Origin of the sequence: Microcoleus sp. D3_18_C2, assembly GCF_036702395.1 — a bacterium.
Lineage (GTDB): Bacteria > Cyanobacteriota > Cyanobacteriia > Cyanobacteriales > Microcoleaceae > Microcoleus.
This window is the reverse complement of record NZ_JAUBTG010000122.1, coordinates 1-4,294: the sequence shown is the minus strand read 5'-3', so window position 1 is coordinate 4,294 and position 4,294 is coordinate 1. Positions and strand designations below refer to the sequence as shown.

The following is a 4,294-nucleotide window of genomic DNA, read 5'->3' as shown; positions in this document are numbered from 1 at the left end:
AAATTGGGACGTATTCTCCGCTTATAAAGCCAGTTTAGGCTTTGTTTGGGCTTAAAATTTGTTTAAGTCCCGTTAACCGCCTCGATCCGTCTTTTTCCGACTTATAACTCAAAGGTTAGAAAGATCCGTCTTTTCCCGCTTTTCAGCTTAGGGGCGATCGCTATAGTATGTGGAGGAGTGATAAAGATGAGCTTGACATAAAGCGGTAGCTGTAAGCAAAAGGCTATTCGAGAGAATTCTCAAAGCGCTGACGCTGATCGGTTCTAAGAAAAAAGCTGTAGGCTGAGCACTCAATACACTAGAAAAGCTCAAGGAACCAAGTGTTATGGCCAGACTTAAACTTCTGCGTGTGGCGACTTCCCTTTCTGCTGTCGTAATTCCGTTTTTGCCTTTGGGTTACAGCGGTGCGATCGCTCAAGAGTATCCGGGCTGTTTCTGGACAGATCCCAAAACGGGCAACCACATATCCCTTGAGCCACTATGTGAGAGAGGACGGATAGACGATGCTATAAAGGCAATAGAACGAAATCAAAACCCCTTGATTGCCACTGGTTTGAGGGTACAATCCACCGACAATCCATACCTGGTTAGGGTAACAGGTAAAATCACGAACCGCAGCAGTAGACCCATTAAGATTGGTATCCCGGATCTTCAGATCGGTAAAGGCAATACAATTCTCTACACGAAGCCGGTCATCATTAATCAAACTTTACAGCCGGGTCAATCAGTTGCTATCAACGAATCCATTGTTAAAAGTTCGTTAGGAGTAAGTTTTATGGGTGGACTGGAAGTTAAAATTGAGGATTGGGACTCTAGCGACTAAGGGGAATTAAAATCTATCCTCTTTATTTCATAAATCGCCCGAACCGAAAGGATAAAAAGCTTAAAAATGCGATCAATATACTTACATACACCCATCAATTTAATCATGAATTTTCTATACCAAGCTATCACCATCGTGGTAATTCCACTCACAATAGGTATAACCCCTAATGCTGCGTCTAGCCATGCTCCCATAGTTATTATATCTCAAGCGAGTTCCACAGACTTCTATACAAGGGGTGACGACTTTTTTAATAACAAAGACTATAAAGGAGCAATTGAAGCCTACACCCAAGCTATCAAAATCAATCCTAATTTTGCTGAAGCACACCAAAGCCGATGTTTGTCACGACTTCTGATCGGGGACTATCCTGCTGCACTTGGAGACTGCAATAATGCCATCCGCATTCGACCTAATTATGCTGATGCTTACCGCATTCGGGGTACTGTTCGTCTTAACTTAAAAGATATTAGAGCAACAGTTGCCGACTGGCAAACAGCAGCCAACCTTTATAATGCTCAAGGAGATAGAGAAAGCTTTGAGTACATGATGTCTCGCCTCAAAAATGTTCAGCAAGAACTTCAGCGGATACAGCAGCGATGACTGGGAATTTTAACCTTTGAAAAAAATATAACGAGCAACGTTACCTGTGGCCGCTAGCCAGTATTATTGATGCCCCACGCACAAAATTAGCGGGCGATCGTACTCAAGCGTTTTTTTGGGTATTGTGGGTGAGAGGCAATATTTATCATGGCAAAAACCCGGTTTCTACCTTGATTTGAGAGGACGGGCGATCGCACTCAAGAAACCGGGTTTTCGATCGCGATATAAAGGTGAGATAGTTTGTGGCAAATTTGGCAAGGAGCGATCTGTTTTTATGCCTTTACGCCACGGTGAGCGATCGGTTTTGTCCCCTGGTACGCCAGGGGTTGAAAACCCCTGTCTCATAGCGAAAGTCGGTTGAAACCGACTGGAAAAAAACATTAAAATGCTTGTAAAAAATGTATTTTTCAGTCCTCTTTTAGAGGACTTTCGCTATGAGACGGGGGTTTTTAACCCCCGGCGGGCTTGTGGGTTGGCGTACAGATTTTGACTTGTTTTGACAAGAAGCGGTTTCAACCGCCGAATCTACACAGATTGAGCTACATGATGGCGGCTGGTCAATTTATCCAATTGATTCACCAACAAACTTAGGAACAATCCCACATCGGTAACAACTCCAATAGACTCGATCGAACCCCGATCGCTCAATTTCGTCACCACCGCCGGATTAATGTCCACACAGACCATCTTCACACCAGCCGGCGTCATATTTCCCACACCAATTGAGTGCAGCATAGACGACAGCATTAACACCATATCCGCACCGCGTAACAGCTCAGTATATTCTTCTTGAGCCTTAACTAAATCCATTTGCGTGTCGGGAAGTGGGCCGTCATCGCGGATCGAACCGGCAAGAGAAAAGGGTATATTGTTCTTGACGCACTCATACATCACACCGTTAGTAACCAAGCCTGCTTCAACAGCTTTTGCAATACTCCCGTAACGCCGCACACTGTTAATTATTTTCAAGTGGTGCCGATGTCCGCCGCGCACAGCAATACCGCGTTTCATGTCAACCCCTAAAGAGGTTCCCATATTCGATTGTTCCATGTCGTGAACTGCGATCGCATTTCCGCCCAACAACGCTTGTACGTAACCTTCGCGAATCAAATGTGCTAAATGTTCGCCACCGCCGGTGTGGATAACAACAGGCCCCGCCGTAACTACAACTTTGCCACCGCGATCGCGAATTTGGCGCAATTCCCACGCTACTTGTTCCACCACCAATTCTACGCGGCGCTCGCTAGAAACGCTGCCCGACATAAAGCTGAATTCTTGAGAATTGCGCTGTTCCCGCGATTCTGTTTTGCGGATGGTGCGGATGCCGACCACATCAACAACGACTTTTTCTCCTACTTTTAAGTCGCGCAATAATTTGCATTTAGCCACTGGGCCATCAGCGGTTTCAGTAATAGCAACAGCACCATCCATCCGCTGATTTTGCGCTTTCACCCACTGACCATTTACCCGCACTTCCGTGGGATAAATCGTACTAACATAAAAGTCGTCCGGGCCAACGCCATCTTGCACTACCGGTTCTAAAATAGCGTCGCAAATCTCTTGTGGTGGCGGCACTGCACCCAAGTCAATCAGCATTCCCATCATTTCTTCCATCACATCGTGGGAAGGAGCCGAAACTTTAACGTCGGCAGATGATGTACTTTGCCGCTGCTCTCCCAGATTGAAATTGAGCACTTGGAAACTGCCACCGAGATCGACAATTAAGTCCAAAGCACGGCTGATTAAACCCGCATCCAGCAAGTGACCTTCCATGCGAATTGTGCGGCTTTCTACCATCACATTTGCCGATCGATCTTCTTGCAACGGTTCCGTTACCCGTAGCGTCAAACACTTACAGGCGCCGCCAGCTTTCAGGAATTCGCTCATCGGCGTTTCAATTACTTGAAAACCGGCCTGAGTAATGCGCGTTTTCAAGGCTTCGCTAACCTTGTTCATTACCACAACTTTGTCAATATTGACGGCATTGCAGGCAAAATTTGCGGCATCGGCTTCTTCAATAGCAATGCGTTTTTCCGGCGCAACTCGCATTTCAATTAAGCGGTTGGAGTACGAGTCAAATGCTGCTGGATAGTAGAGCAAATAGCCGCCTGTCAGAGGACAAAAACAGGTGTCTAGGTGATAGAAACGTTCGTCAACTAAACGCAGCGAAAGCACTTCTATGTTGAGCCATTTTGCTAGTAACGGGTGCGAGTCGAGTTCGGAACGGAAGCCGTAGCCGGCCCACAACCAGCGTCCTTCGCGATCGAGTAAAGCATCGCCAGCGCCCTCAAACGGCAAGTCTTTCGGGAGTTCGTGCACGGTGAAACCTTTGCTTTCAAACCATGCTTTGAAATAGGGTTCTTCGCCTTGGCGTTCTTTGTGATAGAAACGGCTGAGGACGAAGGTATTGCCTAAAAGTAAGCCTGCGTTGGCGGTGAACACCATATCCGGCCAGCCTTTTTCGGGCGGTACGAGGTCTACCACGGCGTTGTCTTTGAGGACGTGGTAAAGTTTTTCCCACTGTTCGACGGCGCGATCGCGCGATGATTTGTGGACATTTCCCTCCATCCACGGATTAATCACGTAATCCACATCGTAGTGGTCGGGAGCACACATGAGGAAGCGAATTGAGTCAGTCATAATTCAGTTAAAATGTGGTAGACGCTACAGCAGACGTATGTTGACAGAGTTTGTATAATAGCAACTGTAATATTGACTACTAATTTTAGCAGCGCAACGTCTGGAGCCTCAAAAGGCTAACTCTTTATTATATCATGTTTAATATGAGATTACACTAAGGAATGAGAATTAAATAACTTCCACTCTTGAAAGTGGGATGGGCGTCCCGCCCGTCCTTTTTGGACGGGC

Annotated in this window: 4 protein-coding genes; 2 read left to right on the top strand and 2 right to left on the bottom strand. The window is 46.4% G+C overall.

What is annotated here, in order from left to right:
- Positions 1-325 precede the first annotated feature (325 nt).
- A complete protein-coding gene (locus tag QUA88_RS29275) occupies positions 326-823 on the top strand; it encodes a hypothetical protein (protein ID WP_333106881.1) in 498 nt (165 codons plus the stop codon).
- A 105-nt stretch (positions 824-928) separates the two neighbouring features.
- Complete coding sequence (locus QUA88_RS29270; protein WP_333275214.1) at positions 929-1,426, top strand: tetratricopeptide repeat protein; 498 nt, start codon at positions 929-931, stop codon at positions 1,424-1,426.
- A 165-nt stretch (positions 1,427-1,591) separates the two neighbouring features.
- Here QUA88_RS29270 and QUA88_RS29265 read toward each other — a convergent pair whose 3' ends face one another.
- Positions 1,592-1,771 (bottom strand): hypothetical protein, encoded by a 180-nt coding sequence (locus tag QUA88_RS29265; RefSeq protein WP_333054604.1) that lies wholly within the window; start codon positions 1,769-1,771, stop codon positions 1,592-1,594.
- A gap of 180 nt (positions 1,772-1,951) precedes the next feature.
- Positions 1,952-4,066, bottom strand: a complete 2,115-nt coding sequence (argZ, locus tag QUA88_RS29260) for a bifunctional arginine dihydrolase/ornithine cyclodeaminase (RefSeq protein WP_333275211.1) — start codon at positions 4,064-4,066, stop codon at positions 1,952-1,954.
- Positions 4,067-4,294 lie beyond the last annotated feature (228 nt).

Coding starts and splice junctions, on each gene's coding strand:
- QUA88_RS29275 (WP_333106881.1), top strand. CDS start 326: ATGGCCAGACTTAAACTTCTGCGTGTGGCGACTTCCCTTTCTGCTGTC.
- QUA88_RS29265 (WP_333054604.1), bottom strand. CDS start 1,771: ATGAGACAGGGGTTTTCAACCCCTGGCGTACCAGGGGACAAAACCGAT.
- QUA88_RS29270 (WP_333275214.1), top strand. CDS start 929: ATGAATTTTCTATACCAAGCTATCACCATCGTGGTAATTCCACTCACA.
- argZ (WP_333275211.1), bottom strand. CDS start 4,066: ATGACTGACTCAATTCGCTTCCTCATGTGTGCTCCCGACCACTACGAT.